16 protein-coding genes are annotated in these 16,573 nt (G+C 60.4%); 13 read left to right on the top strand and 3 right to left on the bottom strand.

Annotated elements, in window-relative coordinates; all coding sequences use genetic code 11:
* Positions 1-311: 311 nt before the first annotated feature.
* Positions 312-2,330 carry a TonB-dependent receptor gene (locus tag C9990_RS25775; protein WP_106805054.1) on the bottom strand — a complete coding sequence of 673 codons (2,019 nt, stop codon included), beginning with the start codon at positions 2,328-2,330 and terminating at the stop codon, positions 312-314.
* A 212-nt stretch (positions 2,331-2,542) separates the two neighbouring features.
* Between C9990_RS25775 and C9990_RS25770 the strand changes: the two genes are divergently transcribed.
* From C9990_RS25770 to C9990_RS25720, 11 genes are all read left to right on the top strand, one after another.
* Complete coding sequence (locus tag C9990_RS25770; protein ID WP_012722427.1) at positions 2,543-2,776, top strand: VF530 family DNA-binding protein; 234 nt, start codon at positions 2,543-2,545, stop codon at positions 2,774-2,776.
* Positions 2,777-2,780: 4 nt separating this feature from the next.
* Positions 2,781-3,404, top strand: coding sequence for a Pr6Pr family membrane protein (locus C9990_RS25765; protein WP_106805053.1), 624 nt, complete (start codon positions 2,781-2,783; stop codon positions 3,402-3,404).
* Between the two features lie 438 nt (positions 3,405-3,842).
* A complete protein-coding gene (locus C9990_RS25760) occupies positions 3,843-4,352 on the top strand; it encodes a fimbrial protein (RefSeq protein ID WP_065906879.1) in 510 nt (169 codons plus the stop codon).
* 50 nt (positions 4,353-4,402) lie between these two features.
* Complete coding sequence (locus C9990_RS25755) at positions 4,403-4,963, top strand: fimbrial protein (protein ID WP_065906878.1); 561 nt, start codon at positions 4,403-4,405, stop codon at positions 4,961-4,963.
* A 19-nt stretch (positions 4,964-4,982) separates the two neighbouring features.
* Positions 4,983-7,586, top strand: a complete 2,604-nt coding sequence (locus C9990_RS25750; RefSeq protein WP_157955100.1) for an outer membrane usher protein — start codon at positions 4,983-4,985, stop codon at positions 7,584-7,586.
* Positions 7,583-8,344 carry a fimbria/pilus periplasmic chaperone gene (locus C9990_RS25745; RefSeq protein WP_065906875.1) on the top strand — a complete coding sequence of 254 codons (762 nt, stop codon included), beginning with the start codon at positions 7,583-7,585 and terminating at the stop codon, positions 8,342-8,344. The genes C9990_RS25750 and C9990_RS25745 overlap by 4 nt, the downstream gene beginning before the upstream one ends.
* A gap of 21 nt (positions 8,345-8,365) precedes the next feature.
* The gene (locus tag C9990_RS25740; RefSeq protein ID WP_106805051.1) at positions 8,366-8,947 is read left to right on the top strand and encodes a fimbrial protein; all 582 of its coding nucleotides are present in this window, start codon (positions 8,366-8,368) and stop codon (positions 8,945-8,947) included.
* A gap of 10 nt (positions 8,948-8,957) precedes the next feature.
* A complete protein-coding gene (locus tag C9990_RS25735) occupies positions 8,958-9,452 on the top strand; it encodes a fimbrial protein (RefSeq protein WP_106805717.1) in 495 nt (164 codons plus the stop codon).
* Between the two features lie 13 nt (positions 9,453-9,465).
* Positions 9,466-9,945 (top strand): fimbrial protein, encoded by a 480-nt coding sequence (locus C9990_RS25730; RefSeq protein ID WP_106805050.1) that lies wholly within the window; start codon positions 9,466-9,468, stop codon positions 9,943-9,945.
* A gap of 11 nt (positions 9,946-9,956) precedes the next feature.
* Positions 9,957-10,505, top strand: a complete 549-nt coding sequence (locus C9990_RS25725; RefSeq protein ID WP_106805049.1) for a fimbrial protein — start codon at positions 9,957-9,959, stop codon at positions 10,503-10,505.
* A gap of 128 nt (positions 10,506-10,633) precedes the next feature.
* The gene (locus C9990_RS25720; RefSeq protein WP_106805048.1) at positions 10,634-11,590 is read left to right on the top strand and encodes a fimbrial protein; all 957 of its coding nucleotides are present in this window, start codon (positions 10,634-10,636) and stop codon (positions 11,588-11,590) included.
* A 19-nt stretch (positions 11,591-11,609) separates the two neighbouring features.
* On the opposite strand, the gene C9990_RS25715 is transcribed toward C9990_RS25720, so the two are convergent.
* Together C9990_RS25715 and C9990_RS25710 are read right to left on the bottom strand one after the other, a co-directional pair.
* A complete protein-coding gene (locus C9990_RS25715; RefSeq protein WP_106805047.1) occupies positions 11,610-12,377 on the bottom strand; it encodes a siderophore-interacting protein in 768 nt (255 codons plus the stop codon).
* Positions 12,374-12,922 (bottom strand): PadR family transcriptional regulator, encoded by a 549-nt coding sequence (locus C9990_RS25710; protein WP_106805046.1) that lies wholly within the window; start codon positions 12,920-12,922, stop codon positions 12,374-12,376. Before C9990_RS25710 ends, C9990_RS25715 begins: the two co-directional genes overlap by 4 nt.
* Before the next feature lie 521 nt (positions 12,923-13,443).
* On the opposite strand from C9990_RS25710, the gene C9990_RS25705 reads away from it, so the two are divergent.
* Both C9990_RS25705 and C9990_RS25700 read left to right on the top strand, forming a co-directional pair.
* A complete protein-coding gene (locus tag C9990_RS25705; protein WP_106805045.1) occupies positions 13,444-13,935 on the top strand; it encodes a CS1 type fimbrial major subunit in 492 nt (163 codons plus the stop codon).
* Between the two features lie 107 nt (positions 13,936-14,042).
* Positions 14,043-16,568: a CS1-pili formation C-terminal domain-containing protein gene (locus C9990_RS25700; protein WP_106805044.1), complete on the top strand. Its 2,526-nt coding sequence runs from the start codon at positions 14,043-14,045 to the stop codon at positions 16,566-16,568.
* Positions 16,569-16,573: the final 5 nt, after the last annotated feature.

Raw genomic sequence — 16,573 nt, 5'->3', positions numbered from 1 at the left:
GTTTTTCTGGGGACAGGCGGTTATCCACAGGCGGGCGATAGACCTTTAGGCACAGGTCGATGCAAGACAGCGCTGTCTTCGAGGAGAGGGCAATTCGGCAAAATGAGATCGACCGCGGGAGTGAAACGTTTCAGTTTGTTGCGGCAAGGATAAAGTGCTGGTGCACCAAGCGAAAGCACAAATCGCAAGATGCATCATTTCCGATTTGGTAACAGTGACAGAACGTCGCTGCAAAAAGTGCAGGCGCCGGCTTGCCGGCGATGGGCCCGTGAGGCCGCCATCGCCGGCGAGTCGGCGCCTACAGGCGTGGGTTAGAAGGTGGTGCGGATACCCAACTGCACGCTTCTGCCCGGTGCCGGCGCGATGTCACGCAGGATCGAGCTGGCGTAGCGCACGGTCTGGTTGGTGAGGTTTTCGCCGTTCACAAACGCCAGCCATTGGCTGCCGCCGACGTTGAAGCGATAGCCTGCGCTCGCGCCCAGCGTGGTGTAGCCGTCGGTGCCGCTCTCGTTATCCGGCACCCGGCCCTGGCCGGCGGCGTGTTCCACATCGATACGTGCCTGCCATCGGTCGAGTTCCCACAGCAGGCCGCTGTTCAAGCGCAGCGGCGCAATGCGCGGCAAGGCTTCGCCGGTGTCGAGGTTGGTGGCGCGGGTGTAGTCGCCCGACAGCTCCAGGGCGAACTTGCCGTAGGCGCTTTCACCGAGTTTCCAGTGGTCCTGGGCTTCAAAGCCGGCAAATCGCGCACGTACGCCGGAATATTCGTACTCAGGGATACCGCCGGCGTCTTCTTCACCTTCATCGTTCAGCGTACGACCGGTGCCCAGCAAGCCGATGTAATTGGAGAAGTGGCTGTAGAACACGCCGAAGCTGCCCTTGTGGGTGCCGTTGTCGAAACGCAGGGCCAGGTCGCTGGACACGGCTTTTTCTTTCTTCAGGTTGGCGTTGCCCAGCTCATAGGTACCGGTGGCGACATGCGCACCGTTGGCGTACAGCTCGTAGAACGTCGGCGCGCGCTCGGTATAGCCGAGGGTCGCGGCCACCGACCAGATCGGCGTGAGGGTGTACACCGCACCCGACGACAGGCTGCCGGCGGTGAAGTCATTGCTTTTGTCGGCGCCGGCAAAGCGCTCGTTGCCCTTGGCGTCCGGCTCGACGCTGGTGTGTTCCAGGCGACCGCCGAGGCTGAGTTTCAGGCGCTCGGTGGCCTGCATTTCTTCGAGGATAAACAGCGCGCCGGCCGTGGTGTCGGTCTGCGGCACGAACGCTTCTTCACCGAGGGCGGAGAACTCGTTGCGGGTGACCTGTGCGCCAACCACCCCGTCGAGCGGGCCAAGTGGCTGGTGACGGGCTTCAACCCGCGCCTCATAACCCTTGTTCTTGAAGATCGTGCCGGTCTCGCCGCCTTCGATTTCACGGTGCTCGTAGTCGGTGTAGCCCGCGTCGACTTTCACCGAGGTGAACGGGCCTTGCAGGTTGCGGACTTCGGAGGCGAACGCGTAGTGATCCTGCTTCATGCGGATGCGCACGTCCTGCTCGGCGGGGGAGCCGTAGTTGGCGTCGTAGCTGCTGTAGGACAGCCCGGCGTAACCGTCATCCCAGGTGTAGGAACCGCCCACCGCGCCGCCGTCCTGGCGTCCGTCGCTGTTGCCCAGGCGGCCGTTCTTGCCGGGGGCGTCATCGTTTTCCGGGGCGTGGCGACTGCGTGCCTGGCCGGGGATTTTCAGGTCGTTGAATTCCCGCGCATTCGCATCCAGGTGCAAGGCGAAGGTGCCGTTGCCGGCTTCCAGCTTGCCGGCGCTGCTGCGCGTGGTGTCGGCGCCGCCGTAGCGCAATTCACCGGCACCGTGGATGCCTTCGATGGCTTCGGTGGGAATGCGGTTGTCGAAGGTGTTGACCACGCCGCCGATGGCGCTGCCGCCGTACAGCAGCGCTGCCGGGCCGCGCACGATTTCGATGCGGTCGACGTTGACCGGGTCCAGTGGCACCGCGTGGTCGTAGGACAGCGACGAGGCATCCAGCGCGCCCACGCCGTTGCGCAGGATGCGGATGCGGTCACCGTCCTGGCCACGGATGATCGGCCGGCTGGCGCCCGGCCCGAAGTACGAAGACGACACGCCGGGCTGCTTGTTCAGGGTTTCGCCGAGGCTGCCTTTTTGCTGCAGGGTCAGGTCATCGCCTTCCAGCACGGTGGTCGGCGAGGCGAGTTGCTCGCTGCCCAGCGGGTTGCCGGTGATGACTTGGGGTTGCAGTTCCAGGGCGTGGGCTTCGGAGCAGATCAACAGGGCGGCGGCAAGCGGGGTCAAGCGCCACAGGGAGGAGAGGGACATCGGACATTCCTTGGCAAAACGGCAAAAAAGAGAAGGCTGCAGACGGTATCGAACGGCTTACTTTTGATAAGTATCGTTACAATATAACATCTCTTTTTTCGCTGAAAAGGGGAACTTTCTCCCAAGGGCTATATTCAATGCAGTGCTTCCACCGGTACGCCCCGTCGGCTAAGGTGCGCGGCTGTATTTCCTCTTATTGCAAAAGGCCCGGCATGACCGCGACAAGCAACGACCCACTCCACGGCGTGACCCTGCAGCACGTCCTCACCACCCTGGTGGAACATTACGAATGGGAAGGCCTGGCCGAGCGCATTGATATCCGCTGCTTCAAGAGCGACCCGAGCATCAAGTCGAGCCTGACCTTCCTGCGCAAGACGCCGTGGGCGCGGGAAAAAGTCGAAGGCTTGTACGTCAAGCTGATGCGCACCAAACGCCCGCTGGACTGACCTCATGAAGCGGTATGTGGCAGCAGCGGCGCTGGCCGGATGGGTCGGGTTGGCGATTCAGCAATACCTGATCTTCTCTTCGCGCTGGGACGCCGGCGCCAGTCTGCTGGGCGGGCTGATCAACTTTTTCAGTTTCTTCACCGTGCTGACCAACACCCTGGCGGCGGTGGTGTTGAGCTATGCGTGGGTCAAGCGCGACTCGCCGGCGAAGCGGTGGTTTCTCGCGCCCGCGGTCAGCAGTGGCATCGCAGTGAGCATCGTGGTGGTGGGCCTCGCCTACAGCCTGTTGCTGCGGCATTTGTGGCAGCCCGAGGGCTTTCAATTTATCGCCGATGAGCTGCTGCACGACGTCATGCCGGTGTTGTTCGTCGTGTACTGGTGGCGGTATGTGCCCAAGGGGCATCTGCGCCTGAAACACATCGGCCTGTGGGTGATCTACCCGCTGGTGTACTTCGGCTATGCGCTGCTGCGCGGGGATTTGCTCGGGCAGTATCAGTACCCGTTCATCGATGTCGGCACCCTCGGTTATCCACAAGTGTTCGTGAATGCCGGGGGGATTCTGGCGGGCTTTGTGCTGGTTGCACTGGCCGTGGTGGGGCTGGATAAGCGCATCAAGCCCCGCTCCTGATTGATTCTTTCCTTACCTACCCGGCGAGCACCGTCTCGTCGAGCGGTTGCGTGCCTCTTCTCGAACGCTTCAACTCATTAGTTAATCTTTCTACATGAAAGCGTTGACTTTCCAGGTGATGTAGTTCGGTTCTTACAGTTATAGTTACCGATAACTCGGCACTCATAAACTTCACGTCATCCACGTCTTACAGATGAATACAAAGTTTTGGCAAATTGCCATAATTTTCTTATAAGTCTTGGCGTCGTCAGGCTACGTCATTAAATGAACGGGCCGACTTTCCTTTTAAAGTTTGCAATGGATAATCACTCGGGCTCATCAAGCGAGTTGAGTTGCAATACAAGTAATTGGAAAAAGGTAGGGCGTTCTGCGCGCTCAGGCGTCGGAATGACTTAATGACGTTTATTACTCTGTGAGCCTCTAGACATGAAAGCCAAAATGAACACTGTGCTGTTATCCATCGGGTTGTTGGTAGGGTCTGTGTCTGTTGCCCAGGCGGCGGATGGAACGGTCACCTTTTTGGGGTCGGTGCATTCCGGCGCCTGCTCCATCAAGCCTGACTCCGTCGATCAAACCATTCCCCTTGGCGCGATTGCCAAGCATCAGTTGCAGGCGGGTGGGAAGTCCGAGCCACGGCGCTTGCTGATTGAACTCGAAGGTTGCGACCTGGCCGGCCTCACCGATAACACGGTGACCACGACCTTCACCGGGGCGCCATCCGGCGTGGTGCCGGGTGCGCTGGGCACCGTCGGTAGCGCGGGCAACGTCGGCATCATGATGACCCATGGCAGTCAACCCGTTCGATTGGGTGTGCCTACCACGCCGCAGATCATTGCCACCGGTGATAACACGCTGGAGTTCGGCGCCTATGTGCAAGGCGCTGCTACGGGCGACGTGTTGCCGGGTGATTTCAGCGCGGTGACCAATTTCACCTTGGCTTATCAGTAAGCTTTTTCCCCCGCCACCCAGCGTGGCGGGGGAGGCGGGTGGAGGCACAGGTGAAAACATTCGTAAGTCTCGCTATCACCTCTTCTTTGGCGATGTTCGCCAGCCCTTGGGGGGTTGCCCAGGAGCTTGCGCACGGGGATGGGCTCGTCACGCTGGGAGGAGAGGTCGTTGACTCGGCCTGCGGGTTGGAGTTGGTCAGCGTCGATCAAACCATCGATATGGACCCTGAGCCTATCGGCCGGTTTTTACGACGCGCCAGGGGCGGCGACCAATCCTTCCAGCTGCGCCTGGTCAATTGCACATTGAGTCGCACCGATCCGTTACGCCCCGGGGTAACGCTGCCCGACTGGCAGCACCTGCGGGTGACATTTGACGGTCCCTCCGACAGGGAGGGTCGCTCTTTTGCTGTATTGGGTGGCTCGCAAGGTGTTGCTCTCAATATCCAAGATTCGGTTGGCCAATTAAGTATTCCCGGTCAGCCGATGACACCGCACCCCTTGGCGGAAGGCGACATGACGCTGCACTTCACGCTTCATTTTGTTGGCAACGGATTGCCCATAGTGGCCGGAGCACACCGCGCCACCGTGCGATTCAAGTTGGAATATTTCTGAACTTTGATGGGTTGCTTGCATGTTGAATACGGCGAAGGTCAAGAATACGCTGCGCTCAAACTTTTTTAGTGGGTTGATATTATTACCGAGCACGGCTATGGCGAGCGGGGATATTGAGTTCAATACAGACGTCCTCGATCTAAGTGATCGGACCAATATTGACTTGTCTCGGTTTGCCCGCAGCGGTTTTATTCTGCCTGGCACTTACTCGATGGTGGTGCAGATCAATAATCAGGCGATGGCCGAGCAATCGGTGGCGTTCTATCCACCCGATAATGATCCCAAAGGCAGCCAGGCCTGTCTGTCGCCGGCGCTTGTGGACCTGCTGGGCCTGAAAGTGTCGAGCGCTGCCGAACTCAAGTGGTGGAAAGGCCATGACTGCCTGGATATAGAAAGCTTGCCGGGCATGGAGGTCAGTGGCGATCTGGCCACCTCCACGCTGAACATCAGCGTGCCCCAGGCCTACCTTGAATACAGCGCCATCAATTGGGATCCGCCTTCCCGCTGGGATGAGGGCGTGCCGGGGCTGCTGATCGATTACAACATGACGGTGCAGTCCCGCTACCAGAAGAATGACGGCACCCGTAACAACTTGACGGGTAACGGCACCGTGGGGGCGAATGCCGGCGCCTGGCGCCTGAGGGCGGACTGGCAGGGGCGTGTCGAAAAGGGCCTCGACAGTGGGTACGGCGATCCACAACAACTGGAGTGGAGTCGTTACTACGCGTATCGCGCAGTGCCTGCGCTGAAGGCGCGCCTGACGGTGGGAGAGGACTATCTGTACTCGGACCTGTTTGACAGCTTCCGCTATACCGGTGCCGCACTCGTTTCGGATGCAAGCCAGCTGCCACCCAACTTGCGCGGTTATGCCCCGGAAGTGGTGGGCGTCGCCAAGACAAACGCCCGGGTTGTTATCAGCCAGAAGGGCCGCGTGCTGTATGAAACGCTGGTCGCTGCAGGCCCGTATCGTATCCAGGACCTCAATGACGCCGTCAGCGGCACCCTGGATGTACGGGTGGAAGAGCAGGATGGTTCGGTCCACACCTTCCAGATCGATACGGCAGGCATTCCCTACCTGACGCGTCCTGGCCAGGTTCGTTACAAGCTGGCGTTGGGGCGGCCCTCCGATCTTCAATACGGCGCCAATGGCAATTTTTTCGGTACCGGTGAGTTCTCCTGGGGCGTCAGCAATGGCTGGTCGCTGTTCGGCGGTGCTATCACCGATAACAACTACCGTGCGTTGTCTGTCGGTGCCGGTCGTGACCTGTTGGCGTTCGGCGCCGTATCGCTGGATGTCACCCAGTCCCACGCCAGCGTGTGGAATCAGGCGCTCTCGGGCAAATCCTACCGCCTTCAATACTCCAAGCACTTCGAGCAGTACGACAGCCAGGTGACGTTTGCCGGCTACCGGTTTTCCGAGAAAAACTACTTGAGCATGAGTGAGTACCTGGACGCCAGCCATTACGGGTTGAACGGCGAGCTCGGCGGGATCGAGAACGTAGAGATCATCGAGGGCTGGAAACCGATTGGCGACAGCAAGTCACTGTATACGGTGACGCTCAATAAACAGTTTCGTGACCTTGGGGCGACCGTCTACGCCAGTTACAACAAACAGACGTATTGGGGGCGCCCGGACACTCAGCGCTGGAACCTGTCCATGTCGCGTTACTTTAATCTGGGGACAGTCAGGAACATGAGCCTGTCCCTGAATATGTACCGCAGTCAGGAATACGCCTACAAGGATAACGGAATGGCGCTGACGGTCAGCCTGCCATTGGGGCGCAGCGGCACACTGTCGCTGGATGGCAGCAGGACCTCGGGCAAAGAGAGCTATGCCACGCGTTACAGTGACCGCCTCGACGAGCGCAATAGCTATCAGCTCAGTGCAAGTGACAACTCTACCAGCGGTTACCTGAGCCATATTGGCGACCAGGCTGACATCGATCTCAGCGCCAGCACACAACAAGGCAATGGCAGGACCCTCAGTGCGTCTGTTCGCGGTGGCGGCACACTCACGCCCTACGGTGCAGCCCTGCACCGAACCAATGCCGTTGGCGGAACCCGTCTGATGATCGATTCCGGCGGGGTACCCGACGTGCCTGTGCGGGGCTACGGCGTGTCGACCCGCACCAACATCTTCGGCAAGGCGGTGATCTCCGATATCAGCAGCTACCAGCGCACGGCCGCCAGTGTCGACCTGGAGAGCTTGCCGAGCAACGTCGAAGCCACGCAGTCGGTGACGCAACTGACACTCACCGAAGGGGCCATCGGTTATCGATCGCTGGACGTGATTGCCGGTGAAAAAGCCATGGCCGTGCTGCGCCTGCCGGATGGCAGTTCACCGCCCTTCGGCGCGACGGTGAAGAACCTAAAACAGCAGGACACCGGGATTGTGAACGACGGCGGTGCTGTTTACCTGAGTGGCATCCAGGCCGGCGAGCAGATGATTGTCAGTTGGAGTGGCCTCGAGCAATGCCTGCTCACGCTCCCTGTGGTTTTGCCAGCCGACAGCTTGAGCGATGCCCTGCAACTGCGCTGCCAGAGTGTAGCCACTGATCAATCCTCACCCGAGCCAGCATCGCTGACCGGCAAGCGTACCGATACGGAGAACCCCGCCTCATGATGCTCAATACGCGCTCTAGATTCCTGCTCTTCGCACTCTTGGCTACAGGCCTGAACCCGGCCGCCAACGCTGCGGTTGGCCTGGATCGCACCCGTGTGATCTTTGAGGGTGGCAAGGATGCCACCAGCGTGAACATCACCAATAACAACACCCAGTTGCCGTACCTGGCCCAAGGGTGGATCGAGGATGAGCAGGGCAACAAAATCACCTCGCCCTTGATCGTGCTACCGCCGGTTCAACGCTTGGAGCCCGGTAAGCAAAGCCAGGTGAAAGTTCAGGCGTTGCCGGCGGTCAAATCGTTGCCCCAGGATCGCGAGACCGTTTACTACTTCAACCTGCGGGAAATTCCGCCGCGCAGCGACAAATCCAACACACTGCAAATTGCGCTGCAGACCCGCATCAAATTGTTCTATCGCCCCCAAGCCATCATGCCCAGCCAGCAGGACTTGTCCAACCCCTGGCAGGAAAAGCTCACCCTGACCCGGCAGGGCGACCGATACCAGGTGAATAACCCCACGCCTTACTACGTGTCCCTGGTGGACGCGCGCAGCAGCAAAGACGGCAAAACCGTGGCGGGCTTTGAACCGGTGATGATCCCGCCCAAGGGGGCGCTGGCCTTGGGGCCAACGGCCACGGCACTTGGCCAGGCCCCGTATTTGGCCTACGTCAACGATTACGGTGGACGCCCGCTCCTGGCGTTCACCTGCAGTGGCGAAACCTGCACCGTGAACGCGCAGGTCTCATCGCCTAATGAGTAGCGCCTGCTGCGGGAGAACGTCATGAAGTCGCACACCGTGAAAGTCTTGGGTTGCGTGTTATGGGTCCTGGCGGCGCGGGTAGGCGCCGAGGATGACGAAGGCATCGATGGCCAACGTGGGCGGTTGAACGTTAACGGGTCCATGCATGAATCGCCTTGCAGCCTGGAGATGACGTCGCGCCATCAAACGATTGACCTGGGCGCCGTGTCGGCCAGCCTGCTGCTACGACCTGGCGACCAGGCGCCATCAAGGGCATTTCAGCTGCGCTTCCAGGATTGCCAGCGCACCGCCGGCAGCATCCGCAGCGAGCGTACCGGGAACCTGGCATGGAGTTCCCATCAACCGGTGTTGTCGGTCACATTTCTCGCGCCTGCCGATGCCGATGATCCACGGCTGGTCAAAGTGCAAGGCATCACCGGGATGGGGCTGCGGTTGACCGACGCCCTGGGTCGGGACGTGCAACTGGGCTCCAGGGGCGAACCGTTGTTTTTGACCGAGGGCGGCAGTCTCCAGACCTGGAATGTTCAACCCACGCGCACCTCCGCGCCGTTGACCAGTGGGGCCTTCCGCGCCGTAGTGGATTTCAGGCTCAGTTATGAGTGAGGCCAATGTAATGACCAAGGCAGTCGGCCCGCGGGCCATTCTTATTGGGGCAGGCCTGCTGTGGGTCGCCAGCCAGGGTGTGCAGGCCGACACCAACCTGATCATCCGCGCGGTCATCATCGCACCTCCGCCGTGCATCATTAACGGCGCGAGTACGCTCAATGTGCCCTTTGGCAATGACCTTCTGACGTCACGGGTGGACGGTGTCAACTACCGTCGCAACGTGCCTTATACCGTCACCTGTGATGCCCCTTTCAGCAACGCCATGAGACTTGAACTCAGGGGCACGGGGGCCTCGTTTGATGCTCGCGTACTCTCGACCCGCAACCCGAATCTTGGGGTGAAACTGTTCATCAACGGTGCGGATTGGCCGCTGAATGCGGCCGTGAATTTTACCTATCCCAACTTCCCCGTCGTGCAGGCAGTACCGGTCAAGCGCGCGGGCAGCGTCCTGCTCGGGGGCGCATTTGATGCCGCCGCCACGCTTGTGGTCGATTACCAATGATAAGGAATGCGCAATGACATGCGGGCAGCAGCGAGCCTTGCTCGCCTTGTGTTTGATCGGCCTGAGCAGCAATGCTTCGGCCAACTTGACGTTCAGCGGGACGCTCAACGAGCCACCGCCCTGCACGATCAATGCGGGGAACACGATCGAAGTCGATTTCGGCGATGTCGGCGTCAAGCGAGTCGATGGCGTGAGATACCGTCGAGCGCTCGGCTACATCATCAGCTGTGGTAGCGCCACGCTCCCGTGGGTGCTGAAGTTGAGTGTCAACGGCACACCCACGACGTTCGACGGCTCGGCTGTGCAAACCAGTGCGACAGGCCTGGGCATTCGGATATTCCAGAATAACCTGCCGTTTCGACTCAATACGCCACTGGATATAACCGTGTCGTCCCCGCCGATGTTGGAAGTCGTGCCGGTCAAACAGCCGGGTGCAACGCTGGCCCCCGCACGGTTCACAGCGGTGGCCACGCTGTTGGCCGAATACCAGTAGGAGTTGAATCCATGGGACATGAGAGTGTTCATCCCAGGTGGCTGTGCGCCGTGCTGGCCTGGGTGCCAGTCTTCAGCCTGATACCCGAGGCGTCTGCGACGGACAACCTGAATTTCAAGGGCAACCTGGTTGAACAGGCCTGCAACATCAGGCCTGGCGACGAGGCAATCACCCTGGAGCTCTGGGACCTGACCAGCAAGCACCTCTACATCAACACGCGCTCTGTGGGCAAAGGCTTCAAGCTGCATCTGGAAGACTGCGACACCACCATCGGCAACACGGTGACCATCACTTTCGGTGGTGTGGAAAACCGGACGCTGCCCGGGTTGTTCGCGCTGGATAGCGGCAATGGTGCCTCGGGTATCGGGCTCGGTCTGGAGACGCTGAGTAACAAGCCATTGCCCGTGAACAAAGTCAGCGACGAACAGGTTTTGGCCAATGGCAGCAATGTCATTGAGCTCAAGGCCTACGTGCAGGGGGAGCCGGATGCCCTCAGGGAGCAGACCATAGGGCACGGAGCCTACAGGGTGACCTCGACGTTTACGCTGGACTACCCGTAGCGCTGTGAATCGTAACTCATAGGCCGCCACGGCCTCGGACGAACTTCAACTCTCTTCTGGACGGCACCAGACCGCAGGCCGATATTCGCTGCGCGGTGCCAGGGGAGGGAAGCCACGAGATATAACAAATGAAACGACTGCATGTAGCCATCGTGACTCTCGTCTTGCTGGGTGTCGGTACGACCGCGCAGGCGGTTGATTGCCGAGTGAATGGCGGACCCTGGGTCAATGGTAATCCCAACCTGGTTGTGCCGGTCACGGTCACCCTGAGCGCAGACCGCACGCGGGTTTTTATGGAAGGGGCAAGGCTGGAATGTCGATTTACCCCTGATGGAGGTCCATCTTCGCGCGAAGACTACTGGACCACTGGCAGCGTCGCAGGCGCCCCCTGGTCTCCCGGCCCCAAGTTCAGCACTCAAGGGACGGGATTGCGGATTAACGGCGCGTTCTATAACACCCCTGTCCCGTCGGGAATTCGGATAGCCACTATTCCGAACAATATGGCTGCTTACCCGATCAATATCACCCCCTACATTCTGTTGCGTAACTACCCGGCTACGCCGATCGACGTGCGAATAGGGGACAACCTCGGGCTATTGCGCCTCACCAGTTCGAACAATTACGACGCCACCCGGCCGCAACTCACCGTCACTTATACGGCCGCCAACACCTTCACCATTTCCCCGTCTACCTGCACGATCAACAATAACAACCCGATCGAGATCAACTTCGGCAATGTTCACCAGAGAGCAATCGGTACCGATCCGCTGACCACGACCATCCGCAGCAACCGCCGGCTCACTTATTCATGCCCGGACGGCGGGATCAGCACACCGATCACGATCACTTACAAAGGCACCGCCTCTTCGTTCGACACACGTCTGCTGCGAATGACCAACCCGGACGTGGGGACGGCCCTTGTTCGTGGCGCAGGTGCAGTTCATGTCAACGGTTCATTCCTGACCCAAATTACCAACAGTGCGGGGGGCGACGATGTGACATTTTCCCTGGTCCGGCGAGCAGGCTCCCTGCCTGCCGCCGGAGCCATCAGCGGCAGCGGAGTACTCGTAATGGGGGTGCCATGACACACCCCTGGCGTGAGGCTTACTCCTCTTCGCTGCCGTCCGCACGCCAGTAGCCCACGGCCTTGAGGAACTCCTCATTGACCTTATGGGTGTCCAGCAGCACCCGGCGTACCTGGCGCGACAGCTTGGTTTCGGTGGCGACAAAGCAGTACAGCGAGCCACTCGGCAGCGTGAGGTTTTTCACGCGGTCGAGCAGGTCGTCCTGACCGCGCACCACCCAGATCACCTCCACATCGGCGGCGCTTTGCAGCGCTTGTTGTTCCGCCGCATCGGCGATCTCGATCACCGCCAGCACCTTGCGCCCCGCCGGCAGTTCTTCCAGGCGGCGGCCGATGGCCGGCAACGCGGTTTCGTCGCCGATCAGCAGGTAGCTGTCGAAGATGTCCGGCACGATCATCGAGCCGCGTGGCCCGCCGATGTACAGGTGCTGGCCGACCTTGGCCTGGTCGGCCCAGGTGGAGGCGGGGCCATCGCCGTGCAATACGAAGTCGATGTCCAGTTCACCGATGTCCAGGTCATAGCGGCGCGGCGTGTAGTCGCGCATCGCTGGCTGCGGGCCTTCGCCCTTGATGCTGAAGGTCGGGCTTTCCAGCGCGGCCTGTTCGGCAGCGTTCTGCGGGAACAGCAACTTGATGTGATCGTCGCTGCCCAGGCTGATAAACCCGGCCAGTTCCGGCCCGCCGAGGGTGATGCGGCGCATGCGCGGGGTGATGTCGACCACGCGCAATACCTGCAGGCGGCGGCGTTTGATCTCGTGGGTCACGCGGTGGATGGCTTGAGTATTCATTGAGCTTTCCCGTCGGCAATGGCTTGGGCGGTGCTGTTGAGCAGCGCCGCGACACGAACGATTTCTTCCGGGCTCCAGCGCCCGTGGTGCGAATGCAAGGCGTGGCGCAGGTTGTGCACCGCCTCGTGGATTTCCGGTGGACGGTCATGGCCGCGCAGCGAGCGTTTGCTCACTTCCATGCGCAGGCGAATGCCGTCGAGGGCCACCGTCTGTTCGCTTAAGAAGAGACGACCGGCGTCGGTGATTGTGTAGCGTTTTTTTCCGCCTTCGGCGTCGCCGGCGATCAACTCGCTTTCTTCCAGGAAGGTCAGCGTGGGGTAGATCACTCCGGGGCTGGGGCTGTAGGCGCCGTCGAAGAGGGTTTCAATGCGGCGGATCAGGTCGTAGCCGTGGCACGGCTGTTCGGCGATCAACGCCGGCAGCAGCAATTTCAGGTCGCCCGGCGCAAAGACGCGCGGGCCGCGCCCACCGCGTTCGCGGCCAGGGCGTTTTTCGAAGCCATCGCGGTCGTCACCGTGGTCTCGGTGGTGATGAGGGTCTCTCACTGTCGTGTTCTCCTGTCTGATTTAGATACAACTTAAGATATATCTTACGTAAAGCGCAAAACCGTCTGACGAACGGTAGCGACAGGAAAACGCGGCTGCGCAAGGTGGCCGCCGCCTCCGAACAGGGCCTGGCCTTATCAGCGAATCAGCGCGGCTAAATGACCATTTTATGAAGACACCATCAGCTGGTTCAGTGGAGTTATTGCTCTAATGGCGGGGAATAACCAGAGCCGCTCTGGTGTGTAGCTGATGTCCTACAGAGTGCGGATTTATATAAGTAGTACCGTCCATGTTTGCGTGTAATAACAAGATGACAGTTAATATTCATCTTTTTGAATTCTATGGTTTTTTTCTGTATTTGCGTGTCGTGTTTAATTACGGGTCAGCGCGAAAGGGCCGGCATCATCAAGTGGCGTTTCGAGGGACTATTTGCCTGCTTCGCAAGACCGGATTATTGGGTTTCGGCGGGGCGAGAAAACAGTTTTCTCAACTAACATTTGATGTCACCACAGGTACTAAAAATGCTTAAAAAGACCGCTTTCGTCCTGCCTCTCGTTGCTTTGGCGATCGGCTCCTCCAGCGCTTTCGCTGCCGGTGAGGCCAGCAGCGTCATCAACATCAAGGCGACGATTCCTACCAAGCAGTTCCATGTGCTGCCACGTGATCCCAACTTCGGTCGCGACGAAACCATGAACTACAACCCCGTCACCGGTGAACTGAGTTCGCTGCGCGCCACCTACGACCTGAAAAACACTGACGGTTCGATCCACGCCTACATCGAAGGCGGTCCCGCTTCGTTGACCAACGGCACCTCCGCGATCGCACTGACCAACACCTTCAACGGTGTAGTCCTGACCGGCGCGCCACTGGAAGTGGCCGATGACACAAGCACCACCCCAGGCACCCAGGCTGACCTGGTCGTGGCTGCCGCCAAACCTGCAGATGGCGTATCCGGGCTGTTCACCACCAACTACACCATCGTCTTCGACCACGTGCCACGCGTCACACAGTAAGGCCTGATCAGCACCGGCTTATTGTTGGGTAGCGATACCGGTCGACAGGCAGTCGCTGTCGGTCGACCGGTTTTGCGTTTGAAGTCCGAAATCAGAGTATTCCGTTCATGTTCCCGATGACTTCCATCGCGGCAGCGCTTGCCTTGTTGTTTTGTGCGGGCGCGTTGGCGGCAGGTACCGCCGAAGGCACAACACCGCGTAGTTTGCTTTCCCAGGCCAAGGGATTGCCGGCGGACTTTGAAGAGCACTTTTTTGATGTCCCCCTGGCCGTCAGGGTTGAACTGGACCAGGAGTTTGTCTCCGAGGCAATGATTGTCCTGACCCGTGACGACCGCCTGACCCTGCTCGACTTTACCGACCACGACGGCAGCGTCATCAAGGATGAAGAGCGCGACCACTGGGCCGATTACCTGAAGCAGGGTGTGGCGCTCGGTGCCTGCGCCAGCAACTGCCCCTCGGGGCTCATGGCTGTGCACTACAACCTGGAAAACTCCACGGTGTCCCTGCTCACCGAAAACGCCGAGCGTGATGCCCAGGAGCAGCGTTATTACTTCCTGCCCACCGGCGGCAGCACCGGCCTGATCGTGCGCAACCAGTTGAACCTCAGCGGCGGCGAAGGCCAGGACCTCGGCGGGCGCTTCGGCGTCGACGCCAGCAGTAGCCTGGGCCTGTGGAGCCAGACGCTGAACATGCAGTTCTCGCGCCTTGGCGGCCCCGATGACGATGACCTCAACCACGCGGTGTACGCGCTCTACACCCAGCGTGAGCTGGAAGGCAACTTCCTGCGCCTGGGTTACTTCACGCCCAATGCCGAAGGCCTGACGCGCCAACTGCGCACCTTTGGTGCCAGCCCCGACACCGCCGTCGGCGTGATGTACGGCAGTTCCGACAGCCTGGTGATCAGCAACGCCAAGCCTGCGGTGTACCCGATCTACGTCACCGCCAGCCGTCAGGCGTCGGTGGAGATTTATCGCAATGGCCTGCTGATCAACACGCAGCCGGTCGGCAGCGGCTTGCACAGCCTCGACACGCGGCCCCTGCCCGGCGGCATCTATGAAGTGGAAGTGCGCCTGGTGGAAGACGGCCAGATCACCAGCACCACCCAGGAGTTGGTGTACAAACCCAACAACTGGCGCAACCACGACGAGCGCTGGCGCTACAACCTGTTCGCCGGCCAGGAAAGCAAGCTGCTGAGCAACTTCGACGAGCAGAGCAGCGGCAACCCGACTGCCGGCGTCTCCCTCAACTACCTGGCGCATCCGCGTGTGGTGCTGGGGGTGTCCGGGCGCCAGGTCAAGGACAACATGCAGTACGGCACCTCGTTCGACTGGACCCTTGCCGACCAGGCCAGCCTGTATGCCAACGTCTACTGGACGGAAAAATACGGCACCGGCCTCGACTTCAATGGCCTGTACAACTACGGCCTGGGCAGCGTGGTGTTCAACCACACGCGCAGCTGGCTCGACACCCGCAACACCTACGAAACCCTGCCCGACGGCACGCGCATTCGTCAGCGCGACGTGTTCATCGGGCAGACCAGCAATTCGTCGATTTCGGTCAACCACCGCCTGAGCAACCTGCGCTCCATCAATGCCCGGCTGTTCTACAGCGAGGGCAACAACGAAGGTGTCGGCCTGGACCTGGGTTGGACCGAACGTACCCACCTGTTCGGCAACGACGCCAACTGGCGCGTGTCGGTGTTTGACCGGCCTGCCAGCTTCGCCACGGGCGAGCAGCGCAATCGCGGGGTCGACCTGAGCATCAGCCTGGCCCTCGGCGCGCCGGGCGAGCAATGGTCCGCCAGCATCGGCACGCGGACTTCTCGCGACGGCACCCGGGACAACAACGCTTCGCTGACGTACCGCAAGGACCTGCAGGACCACCTGCTGCAAAGCGTGTCCGCCACGACAACCACCGACACCTACGGCATCGGTTTGTCCGGCATGGCCAGTTTTGAAAACGAGTATGTCAACGGTGACGGCTACCTGCAGCGCTCCTCGTTCAACGACGACTTGAGTGGCGGCCTGAACCTGGACAGCACGTTCGCCGTCGGCCAGCAAAAGATGGTGATGACCAGCCAGTACCACGGCAACGGCTCCGGGCTGATCGTGGACGTGGAGACCGATGTCGACGACATCGCCCTGCGTGCCGACGACCTGAGTGGCGGCAGCACGGCCTTGCGTCCCGGTCGCAACTTCATCCCGATCACTGCCTACAAGGGCAGCTCGGTGAGTTTCGACTTCGACGGCAACCATGCGCCGTCGGCCTCGATCCAGCCGCCGCGCACGCGCTACCACCTGAACAAGGGCGGGGTGGAGTACCGCAAGATCAGCGTGATGCAAACCGTCACCGTGCTCGGCCGCCTGGTCGATCCCCAGGGCAAACCGCTCAAGGGCCTGCACGTCATCAATCACGCCACCCGTGGGGTGAGCGAGGTCGACGGGTTCTTCTCGCTGGAAATGAACGCCAGTTCACCGACCCTGGAAGTGCGCCGCAATAACCAGTTGCTCTGCCAGTTCCGGCTCGACCCTTCCAAGGCCCGCAGTGAAAACAACCTGCTGATGATCGGTGATTTGCGCTGCACGCCGGACACGTTGGCCGAGTCCACCGCCACTGAACAGATTGCCGGTTGAGCATG

The organism is Pseudomonas sp. S5D5 (assembly GCF_003013355.1).
Lineage (GTDB): Bacteria > Pseudomonadota > Gammaproteobacteria > Pseudomonadales > Pseudomonadaceae > Aquipseudomonas > Aquipseudomonas aylmerensis.
This window is presented reverse-complemented; position numbering and strand designations above follow the sequence as displayed.

What these genes read in the sequence shown, in the direction of transcription:
- C9990_RS25720 (WP_106805048.1), top strand. Translation starts at nt 10,634, where the DNA reads ATGAAACGACTGCATGTAGCCATCGTGACTCTCGTCTTGCTGGGTGTC.
- C9990_RS25740 (WP_106805051.1), top strand. Translation starts at nt 8,366, where the DNA reads ATGAAGTCGCACACCGTGAAAGTCTTGGGTTGCGTGTTATGGGTCCTG.
- C9990_RS25700 (WP_106805044.1), top strand. Translation starts at nt 14,043, where the DNA reads ATGTTCCCGATGACTTCCATCGCGGCAGCGCTTGCCTTGTTGTTTTGT.
- C9990_RS25705 (WP_106805045.1), top strand. Translation starts at nt 13,444, where the DNA reads ATGCTTAAAAAGACCGCTTTCGTCCTGCCTCTCGTTGCTTTGGCGATC.
- C9990_RS25745 (WP_065906875.1), top strand. Translation starts at nt 7,583, where the DNA reads ATGATGCTCAATACGCGCTCTAGATTCCTGCTCTTCGCACTCTTGGCT.
- C9990_RS25765 (WP_106805053.1), top strand. Translation starts at nt 2,781, where the DNA reads ATGAAGCGGTATGTGGCAGCAGCGGCGCTGGCCGGATGGGTCGGGTTG.
- C9990_RS25735 (WP_106805717.1), top strand. Translation starts at nt 8,958, where the DNA reads ATGACCAAGGCAGTCGGCCCGCGGGCCATTCTTATTGGGGCAGGCCTG.
- C9990_RS25730 (WP_106805050.1), top strand. Translation starts at nt 9,466, where the DNA reads ATGACATGCGGGCAGCAGCGAGCCTTGCTCGCCTTGTGTTTGATCGGC.
- C9990_RS25725 (WP_106805049.1), top strand. Translation starts at nt 9,957, where the DNA reads ATGGGACATGAGAGTGTTCATCCCAGGTGGCTGTGCGCCGTGCTGGCC.
- C9990_RS25715 (WP_106805047.1), bottom strand. Translation starts at nt 12,377, where the DNA reads ATGAATACTCAAGCCATCCACCGCGTGACCCACGAGATCAAACGCCGC.
- C9990_RS25760 (WP_065906879.1), top strand. Translation starts at nt 3,843, where the DNA reads ATGAACACTGTGCTGTTATCCATCGGGTTGTTGGTAGGGTCTGTGTCT.
- C9990_RS25775 (WP_106805054.1), bottom strand. Translation starts at nt 2,330, where the DNA reads ATGTCCCTCTCCTCCCTGTGGCGCTTGACCCCGCTTGCCGCCGCCCTG.
- C9990_RS25770 (WP_012722427.1), top strand. Translation starts at nt 2,543, where the DNA reads ATGACCGCGACAAGCAACGACCCACTCCACGGCGTGACCCTGCAGCAC.
- C9990_RS25750 (WP_157955100.1), top strand. Translation starts at nt 4,983, where the DNA reads ATGTTGAATACGGCGAAGGTCAAGAATACGCTGCGCTCAAACTTTTTT.